This window comes from Ruegeria sp. N10 (genome assembly GCF_056531545.1).
Window position 1 is genome coordinate 70,529 of the sequence record NZ_JBQFLY010000013.1, and the last position, 13,520, is coordinate 84,048.

Genomic DNA, 13,520 nt, shown 5'->3' on the forward strand with positions numbered 1-13,520 from the left:
TTTAATCGAGCTGAAGATCGGAAATCGACGCAACGATTCTGCCCTTGGTATCATCGCTGTCGGCCGACACGGCCAATCCAATCAGGGCACCCGGCTCGATCCCGAACGCAGTGCGATGATCTGATGCGAGATCGACCTGCTCACGATACTGCCCGATCTCTGAAGGGCGCAGGACTTTGCTGCGCAACCGGGGCGAATAGGGGCTGGGCAATATCGCATTGGTCGGGTGCGCACCGCCCCACACGTAGATCAGGGCGCGTGCGCTGTCCTCTTGAAGAATGCGCCGCGCGCTCTTTCCGCTCAGAGCGTCCACCCTGTCTGGATCGACGAACACGAAGTAGATCGCCAGATTTCTGTCGTCACCACCTTTGATCGTAAGATCGGTCGGTCGGACACCCTCGTGGACCCGCCAGACCCAACGCGCAGATTCAACCGAACGATTGAGGTCCTCAACGGGGCGCCAGAGCAACGAGACCGTACCGTCCGAAACGATGTCCAACTGGCGTCCCCGTTGACCAAAATCGTTCGAGAAAAGGCGCAAGAAGCCCTGCTCTTTCCAGCTGCCGTCAAAAGAAATGACCTCGTTGGCGGTGCCCGCGGCTGGTGCAAACACGGCGCATGTCAGCAAGGTCAGAACTTTGGCGACATGGACCATTGCTCCTCCTATATCCAACCGAGTGCGCGCGCGGGCATCCAGACCCCCATAAAGATCATCATCAGATTTTCGGTCAGCGACACAAATCCCAGTGGCACGTTCGACCCGCCACCAACGCAAGCGCATTTCAATTCTCGCCCGTCGATATAGACCGCCTTGAACACGGAAACCGCCCCGATGGTCCCGATCACGAGGGCGATTGGGGCACTGATCCACACAAGTGCGCCCGCGACCATAAGAACGCCCGCGATGGCTTCACCAAAGGGATAGATGTAGCCGTAACGCACCCAGCGTTGCGCGAGCAGATCGTAGTTCAGGAACATTGTCGAGAAGCCTTCGATATCCTTCAGCTTCTGGACGGCAAGGAAGCACATGGAGATCGCGATAAACCACTCGAAAGCACGAAGGGTAAGTATCGACCTAGAGAACGCCCAGCTGAGGCCCAGGGCCATGAGAAACGCCACCGAGAAGATCGCGATCACCGGCTGATAGGTCGTCTCGTCCGCCTCCTTAACCTCTTTCCCGAAGTGCTCGCGCAATGCGTCATAGCCGCCGATGCGCGTACCGCCGATGAAGGTCTGGGGTGTTGTCGATACGTTGTGTTCCGCCTTGAACGCGTCCGTTTCTTCGCGCGTCGTCAGATGATGATCTTCGACCTCATACCCTTCGCGCTCCAAGAGATCTTTCGATTTCAATCCATAGGGGCAGAGGTGGTCTTCCATGACCATGCGATAAAGAACAGCCTTCCCTGCGGCCTGGTTGGTATCTTTCGGCATCATGTCCTCCATTGGTCTAGCTGTTGCAGGTCCAGTATCCCATGAAGCCAACCGCGAGCGGGGTTTCACCGGTCAATTCGAACAGAAGGGTAGAGCCTTCTCCGTTGTCAGCATCGCTCATCGCGACGGTCATCTGGCCACCATCGGCCATCAGAACACCTCCAGGGGCCACACTGCCGGTCGCTTCGAATTGCACCAGCGACCCGGAGACTTTCGCGATACCCTGCCCGTTTCCATCGGTCGCCAATATGGGGTCGGCGTTGACGGCGCGAACGAACGTGCACATCGGCTCGGTGCCGAGCCCGCTTTCGATCTCCGCGTCCGAAAGAGGAGCAGGACGGATGCCTGCAATGACCGGCGTCGAGATTGCCTGCGTCAGGCTTGCCACGCTTGCAGGTCCATCGGATTTACCCAATGGCCATTCTGGCCCAGCTTCACCATTTGCTTCGATGTCGGCGAGCAGGAAGCGCATCTCCGCAATTTCCCGATCTTGAGCCACGACAATTTCTTCAGCAAGCGCTTTGACGCGCGGGTCAGTGATTTCCGCCCTCTTGCTGGTCATAATTGCAATCGAATGGTGCGGGATCATGGCACTCATCCAACTTTCATCCTGCACGGTTTCTTGGCCGCGGACGAGCCAGAGAGCGCCGGCGAACAGGACTGCCGAGCCTGCGAGAATTGCGACATTGGCAGCGAGGTTTTTGTACATGCCCCACATAAACAGGAGCATCACGACTGCCATCGTCGCACCCATGACAAAGGTCATATAGAACCGTGTCTCGCTCCAGTAGACATGCTCGATGGCATAGGTGTTCAGATACATCAGGCCGAACATAATAGCGGTCGACGTTCCAACCATCGCGAGGAAGCGCCCGTAAGAAGACTTGCCGTGACTGTCCGATTTCGCGGAATCGGCTGTGCGGCTGTCGTGATTTAATATTGCTGAATCTGACATGTGAACTCCTTTCGCTTTTCTCTCAAACAAGATTCCAGCGCTGGAGGGTTCCGAAATAGAACGCGTTTTCAGCGGATGTTCTTCAGGTCACCAGAAAGATCCTTCAAGATCGGGCAATCCGGTCGGTGGTCACCGCGGCAGGCCTCGACGAGATGGGACAAGGTCTCGCGCATTTCCTGAAGCTGCGCGATTTTGTCGTCGATTGCGCTCAGGTGCTCTTCAGCTATGGTCTTCACCTGGGCACTTTCCCGCGTTTCATCCTCGTAAAGGCTCAAGAGATTGCGGCAATCCTCGATCGAGAACCCGAGCGCGCGCGCGCGACCCAGGAATGCAAGCTTGTGCAGATCGGTCTCGCGGAACGCGCGGTATCCGTTGCCGCTGCGCTGCGGCCTGACCAGGCCGATATCCTCGTAGTAGCGGATGGTTTTGGGCGGGATGCCGGACCGCTCTGCAACTTCTCCAATGTTCATGAGACGATCCTCCTATTCTGCGGGTTGGGTCTGTGCACTGATCCGTGGTGCGGTGATGTCTCTGTCTTCACGTAAGGCCGGCGCGATGCGGCGCAGACGCAGGGCGTTTGTCAGAACCGATACCGACGACAGGGCCATCGCGCCCGCCGCGAAGACCGGGGAGAGAAGCAGACCTAAGACCGGATAGAGAACCCCGGCGGCGACCGGGATCAGCGCAACATTATATCCGAAGGCCCAGACGAGGTTCTGGCGAATGTTCGATATGGTGCGCCTGGAGACCTCGACCGCATTCACCACGCCGCGCAGATCGCCTGACATCAAGACCACATCGGCGGATTCGATAGCGACATCGGTTCCGGTGCCGATGGCGATGCCGACATCCGCATGGGCCAGGGCCGGTGCATCATTGATGCCGTCGCCGACGAAAGCAATCTTTCGGTCTCCCGCGCGCAGATCGTCGAGAGCTGCGACCTTGCCATCCGGCAGGACACCCGCGATCACGTGGTCGATTCCGGTTTCGCGCGCGATGGCCTCCGCCGTCTCGCGTTTGTCTCCGGTGATCATCGCAACCTTGAAACCGCGCGCGTGCAGGGCTGCAATGGCTTCCTGGCTGGCGGGTTTCACGGGGTCCGCCACGGCGATCACTGCGGCCAGTTTGCCGTCGATCGCCGCATAAAGCGCTGTCCGGCCCCGCCCTGCCAGCTCGGCTTCCGTTTCGACCAAGGCGGCGATTTCAATCCCTTCGCGGGACATATAACGGTCCGCGCCTACCATCACCTCCTGACCTTCGACGGTCGCGGCGACACCGTAACCCGTGATCGAGCGGAAGCCCGTGGCATTCGAAACGGCGATCCCTTCGGCCCGCGCGCCGCGGACAATGGCTTCGGCGATGGGATGCTCAGACTGGGCCTCAACAGCGGCGATCAGGCTCAGCACTTTGTCTCGGTCCAAACCGTCGGTAGTGACCAGATCGGTCAGCGATGGCTGGCCTTCGGTGACCGTCCCTGTCTTGTCGAGTGCGATGACATCGACTTCGGACAAGGCCTGGAGCGCATCCCCCTTACGAAACAAGACCCCCATCTCTGCGGCGCGCCCGGTGCCCACCATGATCGACGTGGGTGTGGCCAAGCCCATGGCGCAGGGACAGGCGATGATCAGAACCGAGACGCCGGCCACCAGCGCAAAGGTCAAAGCCGGGTCCGGTCCGACAAGCAACCAGACCACCACCGTGAGCGCGGACAGCACCATGACCGCAGGCACGAACCACAGGGTCACGCGGTCAACAAGGCCCTGGATGGGCAGCTTGGCGCCTTGCGCCTCCTCGACCATGCGGATGATCTGTGCGAGCGTGGTATCCGACCCGACCCGTGCGGCCTTGAACGTCAGGCTCCCGGTGCCGTTGACGGTCCCGCCCGTTACGGCCGTACCTGCAGCCTTCTGCACGGGCACAGGCTCTCCGGTAATCATGCTCTCATCCACATTGCTGGATCCCTCGGTAACCTCGCCGTCCACAGGGATCCGCTCACCCGGGCGGACCAGGATCACATCGCCGACGGCGAGTGCATCGACATCGACCTCTACCGTGTCACCACCCCGGACGACGCGCGCGGTGCGGACCTGCAGGCCCAGCAGAGCCTGAATCGCAGCGCCGGTGCGGCCCTTGGCGCGTGCTTCGAGCCATCGGCCAATCAAAATAAGGACGACGATGACCGCAGCGGCCTCGAAATAGACCGCGCGCACACCCTCTGGCAGAAGTCCGGGAAGAAAGGTTGCGACCACCGAATATCCCCAGGCCGCGCCGGTGCCGACGGCGACGAGACTGTTCATGTCTGGCGCGCCCTTGAAAAGCGCGGGAAACCCTTTGGTATAGAATTGGCGTCCCGGCCCGAAGAGGACGAGTGTTGCGAGGACGAACTGGATGATCCAAGACGTTTGGAGACCAATCGTCGTCGTCACCAAGTGATGAAATGCCGGAACAAGATGGGAGCCCATTTCTAGGATGAAGACCGGTAGCGTTAGAATTGCTGCCAAAAGGACGCTGCGGCGCAGTCCGTCGGCTTCTTCTGCCTTGCGTGCGACGCGAGACTGGCTCGCCTGCGATTCTGCAATGTCAGCCGGGTAACCAATCGCCGTTGATGCGGCCATCAAGTCGCCCAAGGACACCGCACCCTCGAGATACTCGACCGTCGCCGTTTCTGCCGCCAGGTTCACGCTGACGGAAAGCACTCCGGGCACGTCCGCCAGTGCCTTGTCCACCCGTCCGACGCAGGATGCGCAGGACATGGACGCAATGTTCAAGGTGACCTTGGATGTCCGCGCGGGATACCCCAAGGAGGCAAGCGTCTGCGTGGCGTCGGTAAGCCGAGACGGATCATCCAGCGAAAGGCGCGCCGTCTCAGACGCGAGGTTGACGGCGACGTCGGAAACCCCGTCGAGCCCCGCCAAGGCCTTTTCAACACGCCCCACGCAGGATGCACAGGTCATGCCTTCGATGCTGAGCGTTGTTTGGCTGGTGTCGGTCATGGCGTGTTACCTCGATTGCGTAATCGAGGCAAATATAGGGCTTCCAGTCACTGGAAGCTCAAGGGGTTTATTGGAGATTTCTTTTTGGGGCCGGCACAGCATCAACCTACGGTCTCTCTAACCCCCTGTTTCCGATTGAAATGTATCGATTTGTAAACTTGTCGCACGAGCGATCGGTGCGCTATCTCCAAGGTAGGAGTTTGTTCGATGAGTATGTCAGATCAAGAAAAGCCGCCGCAGAATTCAAAGATGATGCACGTCGGCATGTGGGTGTGCTGCGCGGTGATGCTGCTTCCGCTGCTTGTCTTCTTTGCCCGCGGCGGCACAGTTTCTGGCCTGCAGGGCAGTTTCGGCGCTCTAATCCCGATCGTCCTTTGCCTCGGCGCACATGGCGTGATGTTCTTTTTCATGGGGAAGTCCTGCCATGGAGATCGCAAGACATCGAACAGCGACGCGTCCGGCGTGGCAAAAATCCCTGTCCAGACATCAATGGACGCTTGACCTTCTACTAACCGGAAGCCCCGTCTCTCATCTGGTGAAAGAAAGGGTGCTCCATGCGACTTCACGTTCCGGGCATGAGCTGCGGTCATTGTACCGCAGCGATTACCGAAGAGATCACGGCCCTGGACACTTCGGCGAGCGTTAGGGCGAACCTAGACTCGCGAACGGTCGATGTGGACACGTCGTGCACGATCAGTGCTGTCGTCGAGGCGATCAAAACTTCCGGATACGCAGCTGAACCTATTTCTTCATAGCCCGCGCCTCTTGGGTGAGACGGATCATCTGATCAGCCTCGATGACCCCCGGAACCAGCGCGTCTCCGATCACAAAGGATGGCGTGCCATTGAAGCCGAGCGCGCGGCTCATCTCCATTGACGCCGCAATATGGGCATCAATCTCAGGCGCCTGCATGTCCCGTCTTAGCTGCGCGATATCCAAACCAATCTCCTGTGCGACCTGGATGACGGACGCTTCCTCGGCCCGGCCTTGCATGCCCATCAACGCCCAGTGAAACTCCTCGTATTTGCCCTGCTCTCGCGCGGCCAATGCGGCGCGCGCGGCAAACACCGAGCCATCACCGAGGATCGGCCACTCTCGATAGACCAGCTTCACGTTGGGGTCTTCGTCCAAGAGCGCTTCGATATGCGGCTTCACCCGACGACAATAGGGACAGTTGTAATCGAAGAACTCCACGACCGTGACGTCGCCGTCTGGATTTCCGAGAACCGGCGCGTTCGGGTCGTTCTCGAGGAGATCGCGGTTTTCGGAGAGGACACTCGCCGCTGCGGCCGCCTGCCGCGCCTGTTCACGCTGTTCAATGATCTGAACCGCCTCGAGGACGATTTCCGGGTTTTCGCGGATGGCCTCCAGAACCAATTCCTTGACCCGGTCTTCGCTGAGCGCGTCAGCATGAGACGCGAGTGGGGTAACCAGAGTGACAACCAGTGCCATTGCCGTTGCGATCTTCATGAGAGTTCTCCTAGTTCACCGCCACGCCCTTAGTGCGCGCGGCCTGCATGTCCTGTATTTCCTCGGGCCAGGTCGACTTGATGTACCCGAGAATGTTCCAGATTTCCTGGTCGGTGAGTTGATCACCGAAGCCGGGCATGCCGCTGTCGAACTCCATGCCTTGCGCCGCCATCATCTCGCGGCCTCCTAGTCTCGTGTAGTTAAACAGAACCTGGTCTTCGTGATGCCAGGTATGACCGGTTTCGTCATGGGGAGGTGCCGGCAGCCGACCGTCCTCGCCTGGACTCCGCCAGTTGTCCTGACCTTCCAGATTGACCCCATGGCACGCGGCACAGGTCTCGGCATAAAGCGTCTTGCCGGCGACGAGATCGACGCTTTCCGGCATTACCCCGCTTTGGACATCACCGGCAGACCCGGTCCAGACATAAGCCGCCGCTCCGAGCGCCGCCAGGACACCAATCCCCAGGATGGCAGTCATAGCTCTCATGCCACATTGACCCATGCCATCATGCCCGACGCCGCGTGCGACAGCATATGGCAATGCAGCAGCCATTTTCCGGGGTTGTCTGCCACGAAGGCAATGTCGCGCACTTCGCCCCGGTCGAGCAGCGTGGTGTCGCGCAGCGCGCCGAGACCGCCATCGGCTGCGATCTCGTAAAAATGCATGCCATGAAGATGCATGGCATGCGGAAACGATGTGTCATTGGTGATCTTCATCCGAACGGTTTCGCCACGCGACATTTCCGCCAGTGCTGGACCATCCATGCCACCCACCGCGCCATTAAAGGCCCAGAAGTTTCCTGCCTCCATCATGTCGCGCATCGAAGACATCCGACCGCCCATCATGGCACCGCGCATGCCGCCCATGGCCCCGCCCTCCATCAGCAATGCGATGTCCGTTGCCGAAGCCAGATCGGGCATGGCATGGGCATTCGGCGGCAGGGGTAGAGGCGTTTCGCGCCGCGCGCGTGTGCCGTCGCCAGTCACTTCGAAGGCCACCTGAGAAAAGCTTTCATCACGGCTCAATTGCACGATATGGCCCGCGCTGCCGACCTCTGCGGTCACGTCGACGATCAGGTCCACCCGTTGTGCCGACGACAGCAGGAATGAACCTTCCACGGGTTGCGGCACGGCCAGCGGCATCCCGTCCATGGCCACAATCCAGCCTTCGAGCCCCTCCAGCGCGAGTTGGAAAATCCGGGCGTTCGATGCATTGATAAGACGCAGGCGTAGACGCTCATGCCGTTTCACATTCTTCGCGAGATTGTAGACGCCGTTCGTTGTGATGTAGTTCCCAACACGCCCGGCATGGCTGAGGTCATGCATCGCCCCGAAGGTATCCGCAATCTGAGCTGTTTCCGGATCGATGCGCCAATCGTCAAGGATCAGGACCTCTTCCCGATCGATATCGATCAGCTCCGGCTCTTCGACGATCAGCGCACCCTGAAGACCACGTGCGACCTGCTCGAACGAGCGGTTGTGCGCGTGATACCAGTATGTGCCCGCGTCGGGGACAACGAAATCGTAGTCAAAGCTGTCCCCGGGGCGAATGGCGTCCTGCGTCAGACCGGCCACCCCGTCCATCGCATTGTCGATGCGAATCCCGTGCCAATGGGTCGAGGTCGGATCGGGTAAGTCATTGACAATACGCCTCTGTACCCGCGCGCCTTGCAAAACCCGAATTTCCGGGCCCGGCGCGATACCATCGAACCCCCAAACCTGTGTTTTTCCGTAGTCATCAGGTAAAAGCTGTATATCTGCGACCCGGGCTGTCACCGCGCGCATGTCTGTCTGCGCGAACAGTGAATTCGGCATGCACGCCAAACCGGCAGCACTCATGCGAAGAAAATCGCGTTTTGAAAGTTTCATGATGGCACCGTTAGGATTGAGGTGAAGACAGCCGTGGCAAGCAAGATGACACTGATACAAACCCATTCGAGAGAAATCGATCTTGCAAGTTGCGGCCCAGCTTTGGGATCACCGCTCTGCAAAGCGGGCACAATCCGTGTTTTGTTGATGGCGGCAAGGGCCAGAAGCAGCGTCACGACGGCAATCTTTGCCAGAAGTGTCAAACCATAGGCAGTGCCGAGAAGCGCGGATAACGAACCCACCAGTCGCCAGGTCATTACCACGCCAGCGAGTAGTAGGAGTGGGACCGCAACAGATGCGACCTGTCCAAAGCGATGTCCAAGCACGGCAGCAACTCGCAATGTGTCCGCAGACCCCGAAAGCTTGTGGAGCGGAAGAAGGACGCCGATCCAGAATGCGGCAACGATCAGATGACCGAACAAGACGCTCTGAAACCAAAGGCGATCTTCGCTGGCGACATGACCGATCTCGCAAAAACTCCAGATTGCCAAGAAACTGCCCAGGAGCGCGACCCATAGCCACCGCCCCCCCAAGACCACACCGGTCAGGAGTGCCCCCAGGCCCAGTAGCCGCAACAGCAGGGCGTCTCCGGGCGGCGTTTCCCAGAGCAACGCCAGGATCGCCAGATCAGTCATGCCTGAAGCATCATCCATGAGCACTGCGCCCCGCACGGCAAAGCCGAGGAATGACATTGCAGCCGCCAAAAGAGCAAAGAAGACGGCCCAGGCCCGTAGAAAACGGTCGAGCCCAGCCAACTGCTCGGAAAAGACTTGGCGACAGAGTATCAGCCCGGCACTCGTGAGGACGCCGAGATAGAGCAAAAACTTTGTGGCAACCGCAGCCTGTCCCCAGATATCCGGCACCGCTCACTTCACTTCAAACGAGAAGACACCGTTCATCGGGTGCCCATCAACACCAAGCCCGCGCCATTCGATGTGATACATCCCCGGCCCCATCGGCGTGAGAGGCAGCGAGAATTCTTTGACAAAACCGGATTGGGTGCCGAGGTCCAGAGCCTCGGTGTGCGTCTCAGCATGGGTCATTTCGACTTTCGTCAAACGCATCCCATCGTTGAAGCGCAGTCCAATCATTTCTGGCACGACCTCAAGAACGGCACCATTTGCAGGCGTCATGCTTTCCTTTTCAGAATGGGCGAGGGCAGTCGAACCGATAAAAGTCAAAACCATGACAAAAAAGAAATTGTACTTCACTGGAATACCCCTTCGTTAAGCATTACGATCGGTTGTGCCCGTTGCGAGCTACCCTCGCGATTGACATGATCCTGCCGCGACATGTCAAATCAACCTGACTTTCGTGCCAACGGGCACTCGGTCATACAATTCTTCAACCTGTTCGTTGTAGAGACCAATACAGCCGTTTGAGGACCGTCGTCCGATCTTGCGCGTGTCCGCCGTGCCATGAATTCGGTAATATTGCCACGACAGGTAGAGCGCACGCGTACCGAGGGGGTTTTCAGGATCGCCGCCCGGGATTCTTGCCGGCCATTCGGGATTGCGCTCGCGCATGGACGGGGTTGGCGCCCAACTTGGATTTTTCCGCTTCTCAACAACCTCAGTGTACCCACGTCTCGTCAATTCTTCTGTCATGGGAACGGAGGTTGGATAGAGGCGCATTTCGCCATCGGCTGTCCAATGCTGCAGCACTTTCGAGTTGGTGTCAGAGATGATCAAGCCGACACCGAGCGCGTCGAAATGGTCCTGCCAAGCGTGCGTTCGAAAGGACGACACATTGCGGCGCACCGGGTCTGTCGTCTGGGCCCTGACAAGAGAAGGGGCGAAGAGCACCATGGTGCCAAGTCCGCGCGCAAAGCTGCGCCGGGTGAGAGAAGATCGGTTTCTTGACTGCATGGGCCTGCCTCGTTTCCATGTCGAACGCTTTGTTTTCTATCGAAGATCAGTGAGCGACGGAACGCAGGAAGGCCCGGTATTTTGTAAGGTTATGTATCAACCCGCTGGTTGGACGGCGGCGCTACACTTTCTTGGTCCGAGCCGAAAATCGGGTTTCGGCGCGCGCTTCGGGATGCTCTGACGGAGATGTCGTTGCAGCTTGATGCGCAGTCACGGGCAAAACAATGCGTGCACAGAGCCCACCCTCCGCGCGGTTCGACAGGGTGATCGTGCCGCCGTGTTGCAAAACGATGCTGCGGGCGATTGAAAGGCCCAGCCCATGGCCTCCGGTTTCGCGGGAGCGCGATCCCTCAAGGCGCAGGAAGGGCTGGAAGACATCGCGCAACCGGTCATCGGGGATCCCCGGCCCATCGTCCTCGACCAAAATCTCGATGCTCTCGTCAGAGACGCCCCAAGTCAGGGTCGGGTTGCGCCCGTAGCGCCCCGCGTTGTCGATGAGATTGCGCAAAGCACGGCGCAGCGCCTTGGGCTTGATCTGCACCATTGCCTCGGGTCCCGGGCGCACGTCCAACGCACCGTTGGTAGCGTCCCGAATGTCGGTCAGGAACGCGCCAATCTCGGTCCGTTGCAGGGCCTCGTCCTGTCCCACACCGCGCGCATAGGCCAGCGTGGCTTCCACCATATCCTGCATCTCGTCGAGAGAGGCCGTGATGCCGGTCTTGGTCTCCGCATCCTCCACCATCTCGGCATGAACCCTGAGCGCGGTGAGTGGCGATCTCAAGTCATGGGCCAGGGCGGCCAGCATTTGCGTCCTGTCCGTGACGAAGCGAGCCAGGCGCGTTTGCATGTCATTGAAGGCCGTCGTCAGGTTCCGCACTTCATTTGGGCCGACCGGCGTGAGGGGTCCTTGCCCGCCACCGCGCCCGAACTCCTCGGCTGCCGCGGCGAGATCATTCAGTGGCCGCGTCAGGCGCGTCAGCAGAAACCAGAAGATCGCAAGCAGCAACACGGCGGCCGTCAACACGAAAGAGAGGGTGGAGGCCCAAGACCATTGTATGGGCGGCCGCTCGAACCGGGTGGCGACGTTCAGCCATTTGCCCCCGGCAATGGCGATCGAGACCTCCATCTCGAGGGCCGCCAGGGTGCCCTGCATCATCTCGGCGTGCATTTCCGCCATTTCCGGAGAGAGGTTCGGCAGCGGCAACAGCCCCTGTTCAATCTCATGCACTTCGACCCGGATATCGCGGGTGTAGCCATCGTTCAAAAGCGCACGCACGCGCGCTTCTATCGCTCCGTTCTCATCATGGTGGGTGTGCGTTACGGCAGGCGTGTCGCCGAGATCGAAGCGTACAAGGGGCGAGTTTGCCGCCGCCACAATATCCTCATGCAACGTCGGCGGTGCCTCCTCGATCAGACGGGCGACGTTTGCCGCGCGTCCGGCTGCCTCGCTGCCGATGGCCGCTTGCACGGCAAGCGACCGTTCATCGACGAAAAGCCACAAACCCACGACCTGCGCCACGAACAGAACCACCACCACCAAAAGGGCGATCTGTGAGCGGAACCCCATTCGCATCAGGCCTCGACCTCCACATCACAGTTCAGGCAATATCCACCATTGCGCACGGTCGATATGATCCGGGGGCGAAGCACATCGGGTTCGATTTTCCGGCGCAGGCGCGAAACCTGATTGTCGATCGTTCGGTCAAATGGTCCGGCAACACGGCCGGCGCTCAATTCCAGGAGCTCATCCCGGCCGATCACCGCCCGAGGACGCTCAAGTAAGACCGTCAGCAGCTTTGCTTCGGCCGTGGTCAATGTATTGACCGTGCCATCGGGGCAAATGACATGGCTGGCGTCGTGATCGAATGTGATCCCGGCAAATACGGCCCGCTTGCCCGCAAATGTTCCGCCATGGGGTGCATATCCGTCCCCCGCACGGCGCAGGATCGCATTGATCCGGGCCAGAAGCTCGCGCGGATTGAAGGGCTTGGCCAAGTAGTCATCTGCACCGGTGTCGAGCCCCTTGATCCGAGCGTCATCGTCGCCGAGCGCCGTCAGCATGAGAATCGGCGTTTTCTGTTGCTCCCGTCGTAGCCGTGCGCAGGCCGCGAGCCCGTCCTCTCCCGGCATCATGATATCGAGCACGATCAGATCGAATTTGTCCTCGCTCAATCGTGCATCCATCTCGCCCGCACTTTTGGCTCCCGTCGCGCGCAGCCCGTTTTTCTCAAGGTAGCGCGTCACGGAGTGCCGGATCTCGGCATGATCATCGACAACCAGAATATGCGCCGATGCCGCCATCAGCGATCGGGTCCCACACATCGGCACGTCTGGCCGATCGGCCCTCTGTTCACTAGATTGAGTTCCATAACACCCAGAATAGATTGTTCTTTCGGGAAAGACCCGCACCTCGTTTGTCGCAATATGTATCAATAGACCTGACATGTCTTGACCCTCCAGCTGCTGGAAGCCCCATCTGACGCGGCATGACAGGCGCAAGACCAGACATATCGGGACAACATCCCGCCCAGTCAGCGCACCGGACCATGGCGGCGCCCGCTTGGATCGGGTTCGCGCTTTTTGTGGTCACAATGCCTGCCCACCTTCTCCTGGAACAGGCAGACTCGCTTGCCTTGGCAGCGGTCACACTGGCCCTGATCGGCGGGGCCTATATCGGGTTCGGTGCCGCCGATGGCCGTCGCTCCGTGTTCTGGTCTGAGCTGGCGGTTGCTCTCGTCTTTGGGGCGGCGGCCGTAGCGGGTCTCCTTTGGCATTGGGCAGCCTTGCCTCTGGGTCTCGCGCTCCATGCGCTGTGGGATCTTGCCCATCACAATGCGGTCCGCCTTGCCCGGGTCCCACACTGGTACATCCCGTTTTGCGTCGTCTTTGACCTGATGGCCGCAGCCTTTCTTGTGCTGCTTTATACGAGGTAGG

The 13,520-nt window shown here is 59.6% G+C and carries 16 protein-coding genes; 3 read left to right on the forward strand and 13 right to left on the reverse strand.

The window, feature by feature from the left end:
* Position 1: 1 nt before the first annotated feature.
* The 5 genes from ACR0JI_RS16375 to ACR0JI_RS16395 all read right to left on the reverse strand — a co-directional run bounded on the left by ACR0JI_RS16375 (position 2) and on the right by ACR0JI_RS16395 (position 5,379).
* Entirely contained in the window at positions 2-655 is a 654-nt protein-coding gene (locus ACR0JI_RS16375) for a DUF3047 domain-containing protein (protein WP_480495318.1), read from the reverse strand.
* 8 nt (positions 656-663) lie between these two features.
* Positions 664-1,431, reverse strand: coding sequence for a MauE/DoxX family redox-associated membrane protein (locus ACR0JI_RS16380; protein ID WP_480495316.1), 768 nt, complete (start codon positions 1,429-1,431; stop codon positions 664-666).
* 16 nt (positions 1,432-1,447) lie between these two features.
* Complete coding sequence (locus ACR0JI_RS16385; protein ID WP_299784441.1) at positions 1,448-2,386, reverse strand: DUF305 domain-containing protein; 939 nt, start codon at positions 2,384-2,386, stop codon at positions 1,448-1,450.
* A 68-nt stretch (positions 2,387-2,454) separates the two neighbouring features.
* Positions 2,455-2,856, reverse strand: coding sequence for a Cu(I)-responsive transcriptional regulator (gene cueR, locus ACR0JI_RS16390; RefSeq protein ID WP_299784439.1), 402 nt, complete (start codon positions 2,854-2,856; stop codon positions 2,455-2,457).
* Between the two features lie 12 nt (positions 2,857-2,868).
* Positions 2,869-5,379, reverse strand: a complete 2,511-nt coding sequence (locus ACR0JI_RS16395) for a heavy metal translocating P-type ATPase (RefSeq protein WP_480495314.1) — start codon at positions 5,377-5,379, stop codon at positions 2,869-2,871.
* A 207-nt stretch (positions 5,380-5,586) separates the two neighbouring features.
* On the opposite strand from ACR0JI_RS16395, the gene ACR0JI_RS16400 reads away from it, so the two are divergent.
* Entirely contained in the window at positions 5,587-5,880 is a 294-nt protein-coding gene (locus ACR0JI_RS16400; protein ID WP_480495312.1) for a DUF2933 domain-containing protein, read from the forward strand.
* Between the two features lie 74 nt (positions 5,881-5,954).
* Entirely contained in the window at positions 5,955-6,134 is a 180-nt protein-coding gene (locus ACR0JI_RS16405; protein ID WP_480880060.1) for a cation transporter, read from the forward strand.
* Here the strand turns inward: ACR0JI_RS16405 and ACR0JI_RS16410 are convergent.
* From ACR0JI_RS16410 to ACR0JI_RS16445, 8 genes are all read right to left on the reverse strand, one after another.
* A complete protein-coding gene (locus ACR0JI_RS16410; protein ID WP_480495308.1) occupies positions 6,121-6,849 on the reverse strand; it encodes a DsbA family protein in 729 nt (242 codons plus the stop codon). The genes ACR0JI_RS16405 and ACR0JI_RS16410 overlap by 14 nt on opposite strands.
* A 10-nt stretch (positions 6,850-6,859) precedes the next feature.
* The gene (locus ACR0JI_RS16415; RefSeq protein ID WP_480495306.1) at positions 6,860-7,336 is read right to left on the reverse strand and encodes a c-type cytochrome; all 477 of its coding nucleotides are present in this window, start codon (positions 7,334-7,336) and stop codon (positions 6,860-6,862) included.
* Positions 7,333-8,718: a multicopper oxidase family protein gene (locus ACR0JI_RS16420; RefSeq protein WP_480495304.1), complete on the reverse strand. Its 1,386-nt coding sequence runs from the start codon at positions 8,716-8,718 to the stop codon at positions 7,333-7,335. Before ACR0JI_RS16420 ends, ACR0JI_RS16415 begins: the two co-directional genes overlap by 4 nt.
* Positions 8,715-9,371, reverse strand: coding sequence for a copper resistance D family protein (locus ACR0JI_RS16425; RefSeq protein WP_480495302.1), 657 nt, complete (start codon positions 9,369-9,371; stop codon positions 8,715-8,717). The genes ACR0JI_RS16420 and ACR0JI_RS16425 overlap by 4 nt, the downstream gene beginning before the upstream one ends.
* Positions 9,372-9,584: 213 nt before the next feature.
* Complete coding sequence (locus tag ACR0JI_RS16430; protein WP_480495300.1) at positions 9,585-9,929, reverse strand: copper resistance CopC family protein; 345 nt, start codon at positions 9,927-9,929, stop codon at positions 9,585-9,587.
* A gap of 84 nt (positions 9,930-10,013) precedes the next feature.
* Positions 10,014-10,526 carry a L,D-transpeptidase gene (locus tag ACR0JI_RS16435; RefSeq protein ID WP_480495456.1) on the reverse strand — a complete coding sequence of 171 codons (513 nt, stop codon included), beginning with the start codon at positions 10,524-10,526 and terminating at the stop codon, positions 10,014-10,016.
* Positions 10,527-10,707: 181 nt separating this feature from the next.
* Entirely contained in the window at positions 10,708-12,153 is a 1,446-nt protein-coding gene (locus tag ACR0JI_RS16440; protein WP_480495298.1) for an ATP-binding protein, read from the reverse strand.
* Between the two features lie 5 nt (positions 12,154-12,158).
* Positions 12,159-12,908, reverse strand: coding sequence for a response regulator (locus ACR0JI_RS16445; RefSeq protein ID WP_480495296.1), 750 nt, complete (start codon positions 12,906-12,908; stop codon positions 12,159-12,161).
* A gap of 224 nt (positions 12,909-13,132) precedes the next feature.
* Between ACR0JI_RS16445 and ACR0JI_RS16450 the strand changes: the two genes are divergently transcribed.
* Positions 13,133-13,519, forward strand: coding sequence for a DUF6010 family protein (locus tag ACR0JI_RS16450; protein ID WP_244525680.1), 387 nt, complete (start codon positions 13,133-13,135; stop codon positions 13,517-13,519).
* The last annotated feature ends 1 nt before the right edge of the window (position 13,520 follow it).

What these genes read in the sequence shown, in the direction of transcription:
- ACR0JI_RS16405 (WP_480880060.1), top strand. Translation starts at nt 5,955, where the DNA reads ATGAGCTGCGGTCATTGTACCGCAGCGATTACCGAAGAGATCACGGCC.
- ACR0JI_RS16420 (WP_480495304.1), bottom strand. Translation starts at nt 8,718, where the DNA reads ATGAAACTTTCAAAACGCGATTTTCTTCGCATGAGTGCTGCCGGTTTG.
- ACR0JI_RS16380 (WP_480495316.1), bottom strand. Translation starts at nt 1,431, where the DNA reads ATGCCGAAAGATACCAACCAGGCCGCAGGGAAGGCTGTTCTTTATCGC.
- ACR0JI_RS16375 (WP_480495318.1), bottom strand. Translation starts at nt 655, where the DNA reads ATGGTCCATGTCGCCAAAGTTCTGACCTTGCTGACATGCGCCGTGTTT.
- ACR0JI_RS16400 (WP_480495312.1), top strand. Translation starts at nt 5,587, where the DNA reads ATGAGTATGTCAGATCAAGAAAAGCCGCCGCAGAATTCAAAGATGATG.
- ACR0JI_RS16415 (WP_480495306.1), bottom strand. Translation starts at nt 7,336, where the DNA reads ATGAGAGCTATGACTGCCATCCTGGGGATTGGTGTCCTGGCGGCGCTC.
- ACR0JI_RS16445 (WP_480495296.1), bottom strand. Translation starts at nt 12,908, where the DNA reads ATGTGTGGGACCCGATCGCTGATGGCGGCATCGGCGCATATTCTGGTT.
- ACR0JI_RS16410 (WP_480495308.1), bottom strand. Translation starts at nt 6,849, where the DNA reads ATGAAGATCGCAACGGCAATGGCACTGGTTGTCACTCTGGTTACCCCA.
- ACR0JI_RS16435 (WP_480495456.1), bottom strand. Translation starts at nt 10,526, where the DNA reads ATGGTGCTCTTCGCCCCTTCTCTTGTCAGGGCCCAGACGACAGACCCG.
- ACR0JI_RS16440 (WP_480495298.1), bottom strand. Translation starts at nt 12,153, where the DNA reads ATGGGGTTCCGCTCACAGATCGCCCTTTTGGTGGTGGTGGTTCTGTTC.
- ACR0JI_RS16425 (WP_480495302.1), bottom strand. Translation starts at nt 9,371, where the DNA reads ATGGATGATGCTTCAGGCATGACTGATCTGGCGATCCTGGCGTTGCTC.
- cueR (WP_299784439.1), bottom strand. Translation starts at nt 2,856, where the DNA reads ATGAACATTGGAGAAGTTGCAGAGCGGTCCGGCATCCCGCCCAAAACC.
- ACR0JI_RS16450 (WP_244525680.1), top strand. Translation starts at nt 13,133, where the DNA reads ATGGCGGCGCCCGCTTGGATCGGGTTCGCGCTTTTTGTGGTCACAATG.
- ACR0JI_RS16395 (WP_480495314.1), bottom strand. Translation starts at nt 5,379, where the DNA reads ATGACCGACACCAGCCAAACAACGCTCAGCATCGAAGGCATGACCTGT.
- ACR0JI_RS16385 (WP_299784441.1), bottom strand. Translation starts at nt 2,386, where the DNA reads ATGTCAGATTCAGCAATATTAAATCACGACAGCCGCACAGCCGATTCC.